Here is a 16,130-nt window from a genome sequence, read left to right on the forward strand (position 1 = left end):
TTGATGTCCAAAATTTTGTTTCGTTCACTAACGAAGTTAGCTAATAAAAACTATATTGATTACGTTTTGCTTGTTCAGTTTTCAAGGTTCATTTTATTACCGCTTGTTTTCAGCGACTTTATTAGTGTAACTTGTTATCAACAAGAAGTCAACAACTTTTTTGAAATTATTATTTTCAAGCTGTCCTTCTTGTTAAGGACAAGTAATAATATATAATATTGCAATATAAAAATCAAGCCTTTTTCTTAAAAAACTTTAAAATCTTTTTTTCGTCCACGACAAATAATAGAATCCCCACTATTACAACTAATCCACCGATGATTTGTGTTGCGATTAAATACTCTTTAAAAATAATAAGAGCTAAAACAGCCGCTCCAATTGGTTCGAATAGAATAGCAATTGATACAACATTCGTACTAACATATTTTATAGACCAATTAAATAAAGTATGGCCTAGCAAATTTGGAACAATGGCTAATAAAATAAACCATATCCAATCCATTGAAGCGTAGGGACCGAATGATTCTCCTTTAATTAGTACATAGAAAAACAACGTAATCGTGCTCACTACGTAAACTATCATTGTATATGTCACAAGTGAAAGTCGTTTTCGTACATCCTGGCCAAATAAAAGATAAGTTGTAATAAGTGCACAAGCAATTAATGCAAGCATATCTCCATAGAATGCAGATCCACTAAGCTTAAAATCCCCCCAGCTTATTAATACACTTCCAACTATAGCAATTGCTCCAGCAAAAATGGTTTTTAAAGTAATAACCTCTTTAAAAAAAAAGTATGTACCAACAAACGCAAAAAGTGGTTGAAGTGTCACTAGGACAGTTGAACTTGCCACAGATGTGTAATTTAATGATTCAAACCACAAAATAAAGTGAAATGCTAAAAATACCCCCGCAATTGAAGAAAAAAGCCAATCTCTGTTAGATAGATGCTTTAATTCTTTTGTATATTTCATGAAAAATAACGGTGCCATGATTATGACAGAAAACAACATACGATAAAAAGCAATAACACCTGAATCCGCATTTGCTAATTTTACAAAGATGGCTGATAAAGATACTGAAATAACGCCAATAAAAATTGGGATATACGGATGAATCTTTGGTTCATTCATTGAAATCGACCTCCAGAAAAAAAGCTTATACATCATAACTTCCATGATGTACAATACAAAAAAGTAATGTACATATAATAATGACAGCTTGCATATCTCTTAGCAATACGAAATATTAATGGAGGGGTGCGTTTGGAAACATTATTGGAGAATATGATTACATATGAAGTTGGCATAAAATTAGTGATTGCAGCCACATTAAGTTTAGTAATCGGAATTGAAAGGGAATTAAAAAAGAAACCTGTCGGATTAAAGACCAGTTTAGTTATTGCTACATTCAGCTGCTTACTTACAATTATCTCGATTGAGACCGCATACTCAACACCTCCAAGAGCAGATATTAACATAACTATGGATCCTCTTCGTCTGGCAGCCCAAGTAGTAAGCGGCATCGGATTTCTTGGAGCAGGAGTCATTTTAAGACGCGGTAATGATAGCATTTCGGGTTTAACTACTGCCGCTATGATTTGGGGAGCTGCTGGTATTGGGATTGCTGTTGGTGCAGGCTTTTATATGGATGCTACACTGGCTGTTATTATTATTGTTTTCGGCATCGAAGTATTGTCTCCATTTCTTATGAAAATTGGACCAAAGAGAATTCGTATGCGAGAAGTATCGTTAAAAATCCAGATTGATGACGATGGTAATACAGAATCGTTCCTTCTATTTTTAAAAGACAGCAATATTGTGATTGAAAACATTCGTATAAAAGATATTCCTTTAGGCAATAATCAGGTGTTACACGAATTAGATTTCCGTTTATCGTTAATTGTCTCAGATAACTTACTGTCGTTTTATCGTTCATTACGTACCTTACCTTATATTGAAAAAATCGAAATGGAAATTTTAAACTAGCTGGAGGATTCTCTAATGACAGAAATATTGAAACTACTCAAGGAAGGTAATAAGCCTTCATTAATGGCTGCAGTTGTAAATGCATTTTTAGGTATTATAAAAGGCATTGCCTTCTTCTTCACAGGTAATGTCGCAATGTTTGCCGAAATGATGCATTCACTAGGAGATGCAGCAAACCAACTATTTGTATATGTTGGATCAGCGCTATCCAAAAAAGCTCCGACAAAAAAATTCCCCGGAGGCTTTGGTCGAATTGTTAATCTAGTATGCCTGTTTGCCGTTATTATTGTAGCTATCCTTTCTTACGAGACTATAAAAGAAGGCTGGCATCATTTTATGCATCCTTCAGGTGAATCAAAAGGAATGTTAATAGCACTTGGCGTTTTATTGGTCGGGATTGTGTTAGAAGGAACTGTTCTGGCCAAAGCAGCAGTAGAGGTGCTTCACGAAGCAGGGCAAGAAAAAGCTGGTATGATGTCTATTCCAAAAGCATTCGGATTTTTGAATCGTGCAAAACCTGCGACAAAATTAGTCTTTATGGAAGATTTAGTAGCAACAGGTGGTAATGTTTTAGCCTTTGTCGCTATCTTAATTGCACATTTTACAGGTTGGACGAGAATCGAAGGACTTGTATCAATCATTATTGGCTGTATGATGTTTTATGTAGTTGGAAAGGTATTCTTAGATAATGCACGCGGCGTTATTGGTGAAACAGATGAAGAAATGCTCAATCATATTGCTCATCTTGTGATGGATGATCCTAACATTAAAGATATTGTACGCTTAGAGGTTGTAAAAGAAGGCGAATTTTTACACGTTGAATTAGTTGCTGAAGCTGATGCTAATTTATCACTTGCATTTCTAGATGATGTCCGTGATCATTTAACAGAAGTTATTTTAAGTCAAAAAGGCGTCTCCAAAGTAGCCATTTTATTTGATGAAGATGACGGAAAAGCAAACTGGGTACACGTCGGCGAGCGACCATCAACCGCCTATAACAAACAATAATAGAAGAAAAGCCAATTGCCTACGCAGGCAATTGGCTTTTTTATCGTATACCTATAACGCGTTTTGTAAAATTGTACGAACATCATCTTCCTGTAGCTTATTAAAGTTACCAAAAGGTCCATTTTGCATTGCATGTTCAATGATTTGGTCAAATTTCGAATCATCAATATCATAATCAGCTAGACGGCTCGGTGCATCCAAGGAAGTCCAAAATGCAGATAAACGATCAATTCCTTCATAAGCAATTTCTTCTGCTGTTTTTCCTGTCGCATCAACACCGAAAACACGAGTTGCTAAACCGGCAAAACGTTCTGGATTTACTGGCACATTTAGTCGCATCCAATGAGGCTGTAATATTGCTAGGCCACCAGCATGCGGAATATCGTAAATTGCTGATACAGCATGTTCGATATTATGTGATGCCCAATCTCCGCGAGAGCCGATTGATAGGAAACCATTTAAACCAATTGTCCCTGCTAGCAATATTGTTTCACGCAATGAAACATCCTCTAAATCTTTTAGTAATTTAGGTGCTGTCGTCATAACAGTTCGTAAAACACCCTCACACATTTCATCTGTCACTGGCGTATTCGTCGTGTTGTGGAAATATTGCTCGAAAACATGAGACATCATATCGACCATACCGTAAACTGTATGGTTTTTCGGTACTGACACTGTGTAAGCTGGATTTAAAATAGAAAATTTAGGGAACGTAGCAGGACTTCCCCAACCTAACTTTTCTTCAGTTGCCGCATTTGTAATAACAGAGCCTGAATTCATTTCAGAGCCTGTAGCAGCTAATGTTAAAACAGTTCCAAGTGGTAAGGCATCTTGAACTAATACTTTTCGTTTAACAATATCCCATGCGTCGCCATCATATTTAGCACCGGCAACAATTAATTTAGAACAGTCAATGACCGAGCCACCACCAACAGCAAGCACAAGATCAATACCTTCTTTTTTACAAATATCAATGCCAATTCGCGCTGTTTCTACACGTGGATTAGGCTCTACGCCACTCAATTCAAATACCGTTTTATCCGCTTGTTGTAGTTTTTCAATAACAGCATTGTACACGCCGTTACTCTTTATACTTCCACCACCATAAACTACTAGCACCTTGCTACCATATTGCTCTAACTCTTTCGGTAATTTTTCCAGTGCATCTTCACCAAAGTGTAATTTCACTGGGTTATAAAATGTAAATGAATCCATTGAATTCGCCCCTTTCTAGTTGGATTTTCTCATATCTACAATGAAGAAAGCAAAGATTTAAAACCTAAAAATGCAAAACATAGAAGAAATTTTAACCTTAAAAAAATTTATTCCTAAAAGCATGTCTGCAGCATTTAACAAAAAAATAAAACTTCCCTCAACTAATGGCATCAGGCATTTTGCCTTGATGTCTATTATTCAGCTGTTTGGAGCGAAGAGTGTGGACGGGTGCCAGGCACTCAAACAATTCATCAAGCTAATCATGCATTTTATGACTATCCAAGTTAAAATCCACGTAGAATCCTGCGGGAACTGCATAAGTTGTTGCTTACACTGTGCCGAGGAAAGCGTAGAGGATTTTTTATGTTTTTGAAGCCGACTACTTAGTGCCAGGCACTCAAACAATTAAGGTTGCGCCCGGAGCATAAATCAAATGCAATCAATAAAAAAAGACACCCCTAATTAGGAATGTCTTTTTATTAATTATCTATTATTAATTAAACCCAGCCACGGAAGCGAGATGCTTCTGCAGTACGGCGTACACCAACCATATATGCTGCTAAGCGCATATTGATATTACGTGTAGTAGCAGTTGTATATACATTGTCAAATGCTTCAACCATTTTTTTGTAAAGGCGTTCTTCTACTTCTTCTTCTGTCCAGTAATAACCTTGGTTATTTTGTACCCATTCGAAGTAAGAAACTGTAACACCACCAGCAGATGCTAATACGTCTGGTACAAGTAAAATGCCTCGCTCTGTTAAAATTTTAGTCGCTTCTGCCGTTGTTGGACCATTTGCTGCTTCAACAACAATGTTTGCTTTAATATTATGAGCATTGTCTGCAGTGATTTGGTTTTCTATTGCAGCTGGAACTAAAATATCACAATCAAGCTCTAAAAGATCTTTATTTGAAATTGTGTTTTCAAATAATGTTGTTACTGTTCCGAAGCTATCACGACGATCTAATAAGTAGTCGATATCTAAACCTTCAGGATCATGAAGTGCACCATATGCATCGGAAATACCAATTACTTTAGCACCTAAATCATTCATGAATTTAGCTAAGAAACTACCTGCGTTACCAAAACCTTGGATTACAACGCGAGCACCTTTAATGTCGATACCACGTTTTTTCGCAGCTTCTTCGATAACGATTGTTACACCTTGAGCAGTTGCACGGTCACGACCTTGAGAACCACCAAGGACAAGTGGCTTACCTGTGATGAAACCTGGTGAGTTGAATTCGTCCATACGGCTGTATTCATCCATCATCCATGCCATAATTTGTGCATTCGTAAATACGTCTGGAGCAGGAATATCTTTTGTTGGCCCAACGATTTGACTAACAGCGCGAACATAACCACGGCTTAGACGTTCGATTTCGCCCATAGACATTTGACGTGGGTCACAGATGACACCGCCTTTACCTCCGCCGTATGGTAGATCTACAATTCCACATTTCAATGTCATCCACATTGAAAGCGCTTTAACTTCCTCTTCGGAAACAGCTGGATGGAAACGTACTCCACCTTTAGTTGGTCCTACTGCATCATTATGTTGTGCACGGTAACCAGTAAATACTTTTGTAGTTCCATCATCCATTTTAACTGGAATGCGGACTTGCAGCATACGAAGCGGCTCTTTTAGTAGTTCATACATTGCTTCGTCATAGCCTAGTTTATTAAGAGCTTCTTGAATAACATCTTGAGTTGATGTGAACAGATTTAAGTTTTCAGACATTTTAAATCGCCTCTTTGTTTTTTTTAATGATTGTATATCGGCATCATTGTAACACACTTCTGAATTAAAATGTGAACATTTTGTTAAAGTTTAAATACTTTTTCAATTTGAGCAATAGACCAATCTAAATCTTCTTGAGAAATAACTAATGGTGGAGCAAAACGAATTACAGTATCATGTGTTTCTTTACATAACAAACCTAATTCTTTTAGTTTTTCACAATACGGACGTGCAGCTTCTGTTAGTTCCATACCGATGAATAAACCACGACCACGAACGTCTTTAATAACCGGGTTGTTAATTTCACGTAATTTACCTTTGAAATATTCACCAAGTTGTTGTGAGCGCTCTGCTAATTTTTCATCTAATAGTACTTTAATAGATGCGATTGAAACAGCACATGCCAAAGGATTTCCACCGAAAGTTGAACCGTGAGAACCTGGATTGAAGACACCTAAAATTTCACGATTAGCAGCGACACAAGAAATTGGGAATACACCGCCACCTAATGCTTTACCTAAGATGTACATATCAGGCTCTACTTCTTCCCAATCACATGCAAACATTTTACCTGTACGTGCTAAACCAGCTTGAATTTCATCCGCAATGAATAAAACATTATTTTCACGGCATAATTCACGTGCAGCTTTTAAGAAGCCTTCTGGTGGAATAACAATACCAGCTTCACCTTGAATTGGCTCAATTAAAAATGCTGCTGTATTTGGAGTAATTGCAGCTTTTAATGCTTCTAAATTACCGTAATCAACAAGTTTAATATTTGGTAACATCGGTCCGAAACCACGACGGTATTCTTCGTCAGATGATAAAGATACAGCTAGCATCGTACGTCCGTGGAAGTTTCCGTTACAAGCAATAAGCTCTGCTTTACCTTCTTCAACACCTTTTACATCATAAGCCCAACGACGAGCAGCTTTAAATGCAGTTTCTACAGCTTCTGCACCTGTATTCATAGGTAAAACCATTTGTTTGTTTGTTAATTTACCAACTAGCTCATACCATTCACCTAGGTTTTCACTGTAAAATGCACGAGAAGTTAAAGTTACTTTATCAGCTTGTTCTTTTAATGCAGCAATAATTTTCGGATGGCGATGCCCCTGATTCACTGCAGAATATGCTGATAACATATCTAAGTATTTGTTTCCTTCTGGATCTTTAACCCAAGCACCCTCAGCCTCTGCAATAACGATTGGCAGTGGATGATAGTTTGCAGCACCGTAATTTTGTGTTTGTTCAATAACTTGTTGTGATTTTGACATATAGCATTCTCTCCCTACTAACTTAAAATGAAAATCTATAAAGATAGGACGGTTTATAAGATCTGATAAAAGAGCTATTTAATAGAAACAAAAAATTGTTCACCTATTAATTAAGCCGCACACCTCGTAGGTTTTACTATCTACGAGGCTTTGCTAGCTTTTTCTTCTTATTTAAACAGCCCAACTTTGAACATGTGGTTTTGCGCCACACAAATCAGTAAAAATTAAAGCATTTCTGAAGTTGTTTTTGCTTGCATATGAAGTTGTAGGTAGTCAGGGCCACCAGCTTTTGAGTCAGTGCCTGACATGTTGAAGCCACCAAATGGTTGGTAACCAACGATAGCACCTGTACAACCACGGTTGAAGTATAAGTTACCAACATGGAAATCTTCACGAGCTTTTTCTAAGTTCATACGGTTGTTAGTAATAACTGCACCTGTTAAGCCGTACTCTGTGTCGTTTGCAATTTCGATTGCTTCATCGAAATCTTTTGCTTTTGCAATTGCTACAACTGGTCCGAAAATTTCTTCTTTCATGATACGAGCAGAACGATCTACGTCAGCGAATACTGTTGGATTGACGAAGTAACCAACTGAATCATCAGCTGTACCACCTGCTACAAGGCGACCTTCTCCTTTACCAATTTCAATGTATTCAGTAATTTTATTGAATGCTGCTTGGTCAATTACTGTAGCCATGAAGTTGCTGTTGTCAGCTGGGTCACCAACTGTTAACGCATTTGTAAGCTCAGCTACACGGTTAACAACTGTATCATATACATCTTCTACGATAACGGCACGAGAACATGCTGAACATTTTTGACCTGAGAAGCCGAAAGCTGATTTTACGATTGATTGTGCCGCAAGCTCTAAATCTGCTTCTTTATCGACAACGATTGTATCTTTACCGCCCATTTCAGCGATAACACGTTTAATCCAAATTTGACCATCGTTATGTGTTGCTGCACGTTGGTTAATACGTAAGCCTACATCGCGAGAACCTGTGAAGCTGATGAAGCGTGTTTTCGGATGATCCACTAAGTAATCCCCAACTTCTGCACCTGAACCTGGTACATAGTTAACTGCACCTGCAGGTAATCCCGCTTCTTCTAAAACTTCAATAAATTTATAAGCAACAACTGGTGTTGTTGAAGCTGGCTTTAATAATACTGTGTTCCCTGTTACTAAAGCTGCTACAGTAGTACCAGCCATAATAGCGAATGGGAAGTTCCATGGTGAAATTACAATACCAATACCTAATGGAATATAATCATAACGATTGTATTCACCTGGACGGCTTTCTACTGGTTGGCCGTCTTTAATACGTAACATTTGGCGACCATAGTATTCAAGGAAGTCAATTGCTTCTGCTGTATCCGCATCTGCTTCATTCCAAGGTTTACCAGCTTCTTTTGTTAAAAGTGCTGAGAATTCATGTTTACGGCGACGGATAATTGCTGCTGCTTTGAATAACACGTCAGCACGAATCGCTGGGTCTACTTTTTTCCAAGTTTTAAATGTTTCATCTGCTGCTTGCATAGCCTTTTCAGCTAATTCTCTGCTTGCTTTTGAAACGCGTCCAATTACTTCTGTTTTCTTTGCTGGGTTATATGAAACAATTTTATCTTCTGTTGTAATACGTTCTCCGCCAATAATTAGTGGATAGTCTTGACCTAAATAACCTTCAACTTTATTTAATGCCTCTAAATAAGCGTTGTAGTTTGCCTCTTGAGAAAAATCTGTAAATGGTTCGTGTTTGTATGGAATCATACTATATCCTCCTTTTGTGAGCTGTAAATATTTAGTGTGCAAAAAACATTGACGCAAAATATTTTTGCGTATAAAATATTCTTACACTTATTATAATGCAAAATTTCGTTGCATATTTCAAGTAAAAAATTTTTGAGGTGCACATTTTATGAAAAATTCTGAACCCTTATTACCTTTTTATGAGTTTATTGCAACTAATGTATCCGTTGGTATACATGCGATTGACGTAACAGGTAAAACAATTATCTATAATTCAAAAATGAAAGAAATTGAAGGATTTCATTTTGATGAATTAGCAGATCGTTCAATTATTGAGTTGTTTTCCTTCCGTCAACATGAAAGTACATTGATGCGGGTATTACAAACAGGCTTACAAGAAATGAATGTGAAACAAACCTATTGGAATAAAAATGGTCATGAAATTACAACGATTAACGATACATTTCCGCTTTTTAAAAACAATCAACTAATCGGTGCAATTGAATTCGCACGTGATATAACATCTTTAGAAAAATTAGTGTATCAACCTCTCCGTCGATATGGTGAGCCTCTAACATTTGATATGATTACCGCCGTTTCAGAGACGATGCAACAAGTTATCGTTAATGCTAAAAAAGCTGCCGCGGTAAAATTACCTATATTACTCATCGGAGAGTCTGGTACAGGAAAGGATTTGGTTGCAGAAAGTATTCATCATGCTGCTTCATCTGATACTGAAGCTTTTGTTACACTATTTAGTCGACGTTCAGCGAAATCAGTGCTAGATAAAATGCAAGAGCTTTTACAGGATGACAAAGCATATACATTTTTCTTTGAACGCATTGATTTTTTAAGTCTTCATGTTCAGGAGCAATTACTAGAATTATTACAGTCGCTTCCACAATCAAAATATATGCTGATTGGCAGTGTTGGTAGCGATCCGATTACACTTATAGCGGAGAAAAAGCTTTTAAAATCTTTGTATTATTTCTTTGCAACAATGTCCATCACCATTCCAAATTTAACAGACCGAAAAGAAGATATTTTACCGTTTGTTGATGATTATTTCAGTCGCCATCGTGAGCGATTTGCATCAAACGTAACAGAACTAGCACCTGATGTCCAAGCATTATTCTTACAGTATGATTGGCCAGGAAATCTAAAAGAACTCGAACTCTTACTTGATGAAATCGTGTCATTTATGACAACTGAATCGACTGTTACGTTCGATTTACTCCCTGTTCATTTTCGATTTAAGGTGCAGAGCCAAGATACAACTGAACGCGAACCTGAATTTTTTATGTTCCAACAGCAGAATGATGTCATGCCGCTTGATGCTTATTTACGGGAAGCCGAATCCTATTATGTGCAAAATGTCTTAAATCTATATGAGGGTAATATAACAAAAGCTGCTGGTGCGCTTGGTATGAGCCGCCAAAACTTGCAGTATCGTATACGGAAGATGAAAAAGGACTAATCTTAATTCTTAAAATGTTTATAAAAAAAACGAGGATGCCTTCACATGGAAGCATCCTCGTTTTTTTAATGTCCTGACTGTTCGATCCAGTCCTGTAGTTTATCTTTTAGGGAATTAAAGCCGTTTGCATCGGATTCATCTACACGATCCTGTAGAGATTTCCGTGGTGGCGCATCTTTTTTTCTTATTGCTGCTGGGCGCTCTTGTAAGGCTCGGATCGATAAACTAATTTTTTCGGCCGCTTCATCGATTTCAAGTACCTTCACTTCAACCTCTTGCCCTACTGATAAAAACTCACTGACGTCTTTTACAAAGCCGTACGTAATTTCAGAAATATGCACGAGCCCTTGTGTATCGTCATCAAGTGCTACAAATGCACCGTACGGTTGAATACCTGTAACTTTTCCGGTCAATACGTCTCCTAATTCATATTTTTTTGCCATAACCTTTGCCCACTTTCTATATGTTTGCTACGTATATATCACGTTAAATTATAACATACGTCAATATCTGGAGCAAAAATTCGTCCCACTAATCAATGATCTCTGTAATACGATAATAGCCTTCCTCTTGTTTCGAAAATTTTATTAGGAATTGCCTTCCGTACTTATCCTGTTCACTAATTGCAACGCGAGCAGCCACAATTGGATAAATCCCATCGTATTCACCTAGCTGACTAAATATGTCTAGATCTTTCATTGTTTGTAACAACAAACTTATATTCAATTCGGAATCTGGCATTAATAAGGTTTTTTGCAAAGACTCATCGCCAATGGATATGGCATATAAATAAAGCGCAGCGATATTTATTGGGCGAAGTTGGTTTAATATAGCTATATCGTTTTGTTTTTTATATTGCTCATATATTCCTTTAATTTGCTCTATACGAGACTCATCCATATCAACAATATTAAAATCACTATCGTTAATATAACCTGCTGTTTCTTCCCGTGTCTGTAAAAGTATAGTCCATATATCATAGGCAGCAAGTTGCGCTAGTGTTTCAGAATGATTATTTTGCTGTAATTCCTTAAAGATATTAGCAGCTGTCTTTTTCATGACCTCACCATACTTACCCGAGGCTACTTCCTGTAAAAATGTTATATATTTCTTATCAACTTGCCCATCTTCCGCTAGGACAGGATATTTTTTAGTACCTTGCAATATTGCCACCCACGTATTTTTAAAGGTTTCTTGTAATAGTTTGTAATTGGGAGAACCGGCATTGACATCTGCAAGTAACGAACGTTCCATTATTTTAAGTGATTTTGCTGTTTCTTCTCGTGAATAGCGTAAATCGTCGACTAATAATAAATAACCCGTTTTTAAATATTCAAAATACCCAAAAACATCCGGATGTAATTGATTGATATAAGCTGGCGCAAGTTTCCCATCGACTGGATTTGATTTAAAGTAGAAAGTACCTGTTTCATCCTTTTTCAGTTCCATGTATTGATTATTAGCCGCTTCAATAATCACAATTAATTCAGATGTATATTTCTTTACATCACCGTTCTTCAATAGTGATTGATAGGGTTTTAAGAGCTTGCTATAAAAATTTTCCAACTCTTCTGCAGAAATAACGTATTGGTTATAAACCTCATACGATTCATCAAAAGTTAAATTGTTATATGTTTTTATCGTCTCTATAGCCCTTTTAGGAGTCATTAAATAATATAAAACGTATTCTTCTACATTTTGGGCACTATCACTATCAATTGATGACGAATGCAAATTATTTGCTATATAAAAATCTAACATTGTATCTGCTGTTTGAATAAATTCAAATGCTTGCAGTTCATCTTTCGAAACTTTTAATTCTCTTCTAATTTCCTCTTTTCGACGATTATATTTTTTCGTTATATTGTCGACTGCATCGTTCTCTTCAGCCTTTTTTAAAGGTACATTTTGCGGGACTTCCGTTTGGGTATTTTCTTGCTGTTTCATTGTATAGAGCGTCACTAAAAAACCAACTAATAAGACGCTTGCAATACTCGCTAGCCACACTGCTGGCTTTTGCCATTTCGGGGAGGACTTCTTTTGAGTGGTAATTGTTTGCTTTGCGAGTGCTTCTTCTTCTTCAATTTGCTTGAAAACATCTGTTGGATTTAATTTTTGTTCCATTCGGTCGTATGATTTTTTTAATAATGCCATGCGTTTGTCAAATTGTTTGTCATCCATTTTCAACACTCCCATCCTGTGTCAAAGAGACTTTGAGCTTTTCCTTTGCGCGTAAAATTCGCACTTTGACCGCCGACAATGAAATACCAAGTACCTCTGCAATTTCCTCATACTTCAACTCATGAAAGTAAAACAAGACAAGTGGATAGCGATATTTTTCATCCAATGCTTGAATGTTATTGTGCAATAATCGATCTTCTTCAAAATTTAGTACGTGCTTTTCAGCTGAGGGACTATGATGTTGTGGCTGTGCATTGATCAGCTCCTCCTTTGCCTGCTCCCGTTGCTCCTTGCGATAATAATCACGCGTAGCATTGAGCGTGACTTTATAAAGCCATGTAGTAAAACGATCCTGCTTAAATTGATGTAAAAAGCGGTACAGCTTAACAAATACTTCTTGTGCAACATCCGCCAAATCACTACTATGTACGCCACATTGAAAGGCAAATTTTTCTACTGTTCGCTGATGGATGCGAATTAGTTCGATATAGGCTTCTTTATCACCTTGTTGTGCTCGTTCGATTAATTCGGACTCATTCACTCGTTATCCCCCCTTTTATATGTAACGATCTATTTTCCCTAATTGTTACATTTTAACTGATTTGGTTATAGCGCATAATTTTGAGCAGATAAAACCAATAGAATCGGTCTTTTGCGCTGTTAAGATTACGCTGTAACACGAAAGCTTTTCATCCTATTTAGCCGTAGCTAGAAAAAAGTATTTATAATCAATTTTCAGAAATTTGACTTGTGTTATGTCGTTTTTGCGGTAAAATATAACTTTAGTATAAGGAGGCTTTATTTTCGTGCCATCTAGAGATCCATTCGAAGTGCCATTGGATTAGGAGCTATTTAGAAATTCCCATTTATGGCGGGAACGAACGGTGGAAGTGTATATATTATTTGTACATTTTTCATCGGCTTACCGGTGTTCATTGCAGAATTTATGATTGGCAGTCTAGGGCAAAAGATGGGGCGGCATGATTATTGCTGGTTTAATACTGTCCTTCTATAGTGTAGTTGGCGGTTGGATTTTAAGTTATTGAGGGCGTTCATTGACTTTCCATTATCAAGTAATGGTATTGAAGGCAATTACGCTGATTTATTTAGCAAGATCATCTCTAGTCCAATTGAAGCTATTCTTCTACAAGGATTATTTTTACTTTTAACAATTGCCATTGTATCGGGAGGCATTAAAGGTGGGATTGAAAAGGCTAGTACGTGGATGATGCCACTATGTATTCATTTTCTTCATTGTGTTAGTTATCCGTTCCTTAACACTTGATGGAGCAATGGAAGGCGTAATATTTATGTATGTACCTGACTGGTATTACTTAAATGCTGACACATTTTTAAAAGCACTTGGACAAGCATTCTTCTCTCTAAGTGTCGGAATTGCCGTTATGATTATGCACGCTTCATATCTCCCGAAAACAGAAAATATCGGTAATTCAGCCATCAATGTAGCCTCTATGAATATTATTATTTCGCTACTTGCAGGTTTAGTTATTTTCCCCAGCGTGTTCGCACTAGGTTATACATGGATTGGCGGTATTATTATTTCCGTCTTTGGTATTCCGAGTGCCTTATCTTTCGGAATTAACCTGACGTAAAAATATTAGATCGCTCATTTTTAAGATTTTGTAGACTTTATTACACAAATAGTGTCGGCATGCCAATTGGTGCATTACTGATTTCTATTTTTGCAGGCTATTACTATACAAAAGATATTTCCCGAAAAGAGCTTGCTTCCTCAAGTCTTATGTTTAACATTTGGTACTTGTTAATTCGCTACGTATCACCAATTGCGATTGTCCTTATTTTCATTCAAGGGATTTTACCATTGTTTTAATAAGAAAATGAGGTTGTCTAAGTATTGAAAACAACCTCACTTTTATAAGGAAAGAGATTTTGCGCCATACATGCTCGCCCCATACGCTCTTTCCAATAAAAAACATTATATGTCGTTTAAATAATGCATTTTGCTTCAAACTTAATGGCAATTAGTTTGTATGAAATGGCAACACAATCTTCAATTGGAATCCATTGCTCAAACGAGTGCTCGTAAGTTTCTTGAATGACCTTTGCAAGTGCTGATGGGTCATCAATACCTTGTAATGCTGCAACAACATCTGCTGTTTCTGTATCATAATTCTCAGCACCGATGTGGAAAGGATCCCACTCCGCTAGCAGATGTACAGCTGCTCGATTCATTTTTATATTTTCCAAAATACTCACCTATTATCCTTTAATCTTAATAGGTATGATACCATAGTAAAAAAAAAAGAAAAGAGTGATTTGCTTGTCTATTTTCGATCAAACTTTAAAACGTCGTTATACTAACTCAGTAAAATGGGACGCAATGGAGAAAATTTATGGCCTAAACGATACTACAGAAATATTACCAATGTGGATAGCAGACATGGACTTTGCTCCACCATCAGCTGTTTCAAAGGCACTACAAAAACATGCTGAGGGTGCAATCTTCGGTTATGGCTTTGTAAGTGAGGAAGTAAAACAGTCGATCGTAGACTGGCAGTATAAACGCTATAATTGGCACATTGAAAAAGATTCCATTTCGTTTAGTCACGGCGTCGTATCAGCGTTAGCGAATATTCTAACCGCAATGACCAATTTAGGTGATAAGGTTCTTATTTCAACCCCTGTCTATCCGCCATTTTTTAATATCCCAAAAAGTAATGGTCGTGAAGTGATAACTTGTCCGTTAGTAGAACAAGACGGGACATTTGTCTATGATTTTGAGGCATTCGAACAAGCACTTGCTCAAGATATAAAAGCTTACATATTGTGTAACCCTCATAATCCAGGTGGTTATGTATGGGACGAAGCTACACTAAAAGAGATTATTCGTCTTTGTGCAAAGTATGACGTTCTAATTATTTCAGATGAAATCCACGCAGATTTAATGTTAGATGGTGCCAAGCATACACCGCTTGCAAAAATTGCAGGTGATGAAATCGATCGTGTAATTACGTGTATGGCACCGACAAAAACATTTAATCTTGCAGGCATCCAAGTCTCATATATCATTGCTACTGATAAGAAAAAACGCCTTCAATTAGAGGCTGTCAATATGGCGAGTGGTCAAGGCTCATTAAACAGCTTTGCTCCTATTGCACTGCAAGCAGCTTACACTGAAGGCTTACCGTGGTTAGAAGAATTACTTCTTTATATTTCTAATAACATGGATTATGTCATTACAGAGTTAACGCAATTGCCTGGCATACACATTGCTAAGCCCCAAGGCACATACTTACTGTGGATCGATTGTCGTCAATTAGGAATGGATGAAAAGGAGTTAATGAAGCAATTGCTTGAAGTTGGAAAACTTGCATTAGAGCCTGGTTCAAAATATGGCGAAGAAGGCCGTGGCTTCCTACGTATGAACGTAGCCTGCTCATTTGATACTGTAAAAGATGCAGTTGCTCGATTTAAGCTAGCATTGTCACTATAATTACTTTTAGTCTAAAAGGC

The 16,130-nt window shown here is 37.0% G+C and carries 16 protein-coding genes; 7 read left to right on the forward strand and 9 right to left on the reverse strand.

The features are described 5' to 3' along the window. Nucleotides 1-232: 232 nt before the first annotated feature. Complete coding sequence (locus tag ACIP9C_RS17340; RefSeq protein WP_401012580.1) at nt 233-1,132, reverse strand: DMT family transporter; 900 nt, start codon at nt 1,130-1,132, stop codon at nt 233-235. 132 nt (nt 1,133-1,264) lie between these two features. Between ACIP9C_RS17340 and ACIP9C_RS17345 the strand changes: the two genes are divergently transcribed. Further along, nucleotides 1,265-1,987 (forward strand): MgtC/SapB family protein, encoded by a 723-nt coding sequence (locus ACIP9C_RS17345; protein ID WP_401012582.1) that lies wholly within the window; start codon nt 1,265-1,267, stop codon nt 1,985-1,987. 15 nt (nt 1,988-2,002) lie between these two features. Beyond that, entirely contained in the window at nt 2,003-2,995 is a 993-nt protein-coding gene (locus ACIP9C_RS17350; protein WP_401012584.1) for a cation diffusion facilitator family transporter, read from the forward strand. 51 nt (nt 2,996-3,046) lie between these two features. Here ACIP9C_RS17350 and ACIP9C_RS17355 read toward each other — a convergent pair whose 3' ends face one another. The 4 genes from ACIP9C_RS17355 to pruA form a co-directional block, all read right to left on the reverse strand. Then, nucleotides 3,047-4,210, reverse strand: a complete 1,164-nt coding sequence (locus tag ACIP9C_RS17355) for an iron-containing alcohol dehydrogenase (protein WP_401012586.1) — start codon at nt 4,208-4,210, stop codon at nt 3,047-3,049. 497 nt (nt 4,211-4,707) lie between these two features. Further along, nucleotides 4,708-5,952 carry a Glu/Leu/Phe/Val family dehydrogenase gene (locus ACIP9C_RS17360; RefSeq protein ID WP_069509732.1) on the reverse strand — a complete coding sequence of 415 codons (1,245 nt, stop codon included), beginning with the start codon at nt 5,950-5,952 and terminating at the stop codon, nt 4,708-4,710. Between the two features lie 83 nt (nt 5,953-6,035). Next, nucleotides 6,036-7,229, reverse strand: coding sequence for an ornithine--oxo-acid transaminase (locus tag ACIP9C_RS17365; RefSeq protein ID WP_401012588.1), 1,194 nt, complete (start codon nt 7,227-7,229; stop codon nt 6,036-6,038). Between the two features lie 224 nt (nt 7,230-7,453). Further along, the gene (gene pruA / locus ACIP9C_RS17370; protein WP_401012590.1) at nt 7,454-8,998 is read right to left on the reverse strand and encodes an L-glutamate gamma-semialdehyde dehydrogenase; all 1,545 of its coding nucleotides are present in this window, start codon (nt 8,996-8,998) and stop codon (nt 7,454-7,456) included. A gap of 148 nt (nt 8,999-9,146) precedes the next feature. Between pruA and ACIP9C_RS17375 the strand changes: the two genes are divergently transcribed. Beyond that, the gene (locus ACIP9C_RS17375; RefSeq protein ID WP_401012591.1) at nt 9,147-10,454 is read left to right on the forward strand and encodes an AAA-type ATPase lid domain-containing protein; all 1,308 of its coding nucleotides are present in this window, start codon (nt 9,147-9,149) and stop codon (nt 10,452-10,454) included. Nucleotides 10,455-10,519: 65 nt separating this feature from the next. Here ACIP9C_RS17375 and yugI read toward each other — a convergent pair whose 3' ends face one another. The 3 genes from yugI to ACIP9C_RS17390 form a co-directional block, all read right to left on the reverse strand. Then, complete coding sequence (gene yugI, locus ACIP9C_RS17380; RefSeq protein ID WP_340822872.1) at nt 10,520-10,897, reverse strand: S1 domain-containing post-transcriptional regulator GSP13; 378 nt, start codon at nt 10,895-10,897, stop codon at nt 10,520-10,522. 88 nt (nt 10,898-10,985) lie between these two features. Further along, nucleotides 10,986-12,635, reverse strand: coding sequence for a hypothetical protein (locus ACIP9C_RS17385; protein WP_401012594.1), 1,650 nt, complete (start codon nt 12,633-12,635; stop codon nt 10,986-10,988). Next, a complete protein-coding gene (locus tag ACIP9C_RS17390; protein ID WP_401012595.1) occupies nt 12,628-13,176 on the reverse strand; it encodes an RNA polymerase sigma factor in 549 nt (182 codons plus the stop codon). Before ACIP9C_RS17390 ends, ACIP9C_RS17385 begins: the two co-directional genes overlap by 8 nt. 486 nt (nt 13,177-13,662) lie before the next feature. Between ACIP9C_RS17390 and ACIP9C_RS17395 the strand changes: the two genes are divergently transcribed. From ACIP9C_RS17395 to ACIP9C_RS17405, 3 genes are read left to right on the forward strand one after another with little or no spacing between them, the layout of a single operon-like run. After that, nucleotides 13,663-13,920: a hypothetical protein gene (locus ACIP9C_RS17395; protein ID WP_401012596.1), complete on the forward strand. Its 258-nt coding sequence runs from the start codon at nt 13,663-13,665 to the stop codon at nt 13,918-13,920. A 7-nt stretch (nt 13,921-13,927) separates the two neighbouring features. After that, nucleotides 13,928-14,248 carry a hypothetical protein gene (locus ACIP9C_RS17400; protein WP_401012598.1) on the forward strand — a complete coding sequence of 107 codons (321 nt, stop codon included), beginning with the start codon at nt 13,928-13,930 and terminating at the stop codon, nt 14,246-14,248. Between the two features lie 59 nt (nt 14,249-14,307). Beyond that, nucleotides 14,308-14,487: a hypothetical protein gene (locus tag ACIP9C_RS17405; protein WP_401012600.1), complete on the forward strand. Its 180-nt coding sequence runs from the start codon at nt 14,308-14,310 to the stop codon at nt 14,485-14,487. A gap of 116 nt (nt 14,488-14,603) precedes the next feature. Here the strand turns inward: ACIP9C_RS17405 and ACIP9C_RS17410 are convergent, their stop codons facing one another. After that, complete coding sequence (locus ACIP9C_RS17410; protein WP_401012602.1) at nt 14,604-14,864, reverse strand: DUF1871 family protein; 261 nt, start codon at nt 14,862-14,864, stop codon at nt 14,604-14,606. Nucleotides 14,865-14,937: 73 nt separating this feature from the next. Here ACIP9C_RS17410 and ACIP9C_RS17415 point away from each other — a divergent pair, with 73 nt between their 5' ends. Continuing rightward, on the forward strand, nt 14,938-16,110 hold the full coding sequence (locus ACIP9C_RS17415; RefSeq protein ID WP_401012603.1) for a MalY/PatB family protein: 1,173 nt from the start codon (nt 14,938-14,940) through the stop codon (nt 16,108-16,110). Nucleotides 16,111-16,130: the final 20 nt, after the last annotated feature.

Source organism: Lysinibacillus sp. NPDC093210, assembly GCF_044753985.1.
Lineage (GTDB): Bacteria > Bacillota > Bacilli > Bacillales_A > Planococcaceae > Lysinibacillus.

Bases quoted from the DNA above. Each gene is read 5' to 3' on its own strand.
- ACIP9C_RS17340 (WP_401012580.1), bottom strand. From the start codon at position 1,132: ATGAATGAACCAAAGATTCATCCGTATATCCCAATTTTTATTGGCGTT.
- ACIP9C_RS17350 (WP_401012584.1), top strand. From the start codon at position 2,003: ATGACAGAAATATTGAAACTACTCAAGGAAGGTAATAAGCCTTCATTA.
- ACIP9C_RS17355 (WP_401012586.1), bottom strand. From the start codon at position 4,210: ATGGATTCATTTACATTTTATAACCCAGTGAAATTACACTTTGGTGAA.
- ACIP9C_RS17360 (WP_069509732.1), bottom strand. From the start codon at position 5,952: ATGTCTGAAAACTTAAATCTGTTCACATCAACTCAAGATGTTATTCAA.
- ACIP9C_RS17365 (WP_401012588.1), bottom strand. From the start codon at position 7,229: ATGTCAAAATCACAACAAGTTATTGAACAAACACAAAATTACGGTGCT.
- pruA (WP_401012590.1), bottom strand. From the start codon at position 8,998: ATGATTCCATACAAACACGAACCATTTACAGATTTTTCTCAAGAGGCA.
- ACIP9C_RS17375 (WP_401012591.1), top strand. From the start codon at position 9,147: ATGAAAAATTCTGAACCCTTATTACCTTTTTATGAGTTTATTGCAACT.
- yugI (WP_340822872.1), bottom strand. From the start codon at position 10,897: ATGGCAAAAAAATATGAATTAGGAGACGTATTGACCGGAAAAGTTACA.
- ACIP9C_RS17385 (WP_401012594.1), bottom strand. From the start codon at position 12,635: ATGGATGACAAACAATTTGACAAACGCATGGCATTATTAAAAAAATCA.
- ACIP9C_RS17400 (WP_401012598.1), top strand. From the start codon at position 13,928: ATGGAAGGCGTAATATTTATGTATGTACCTGACTGGTATTACTTAAAT.
- ACIP9C_RS17405 (WP_401012600.1), top strand. From the start codon at position 14,308: ATGCCAATTGGTGCATTACTGATTTCTATTTTTGCAGGCTATTACTAT.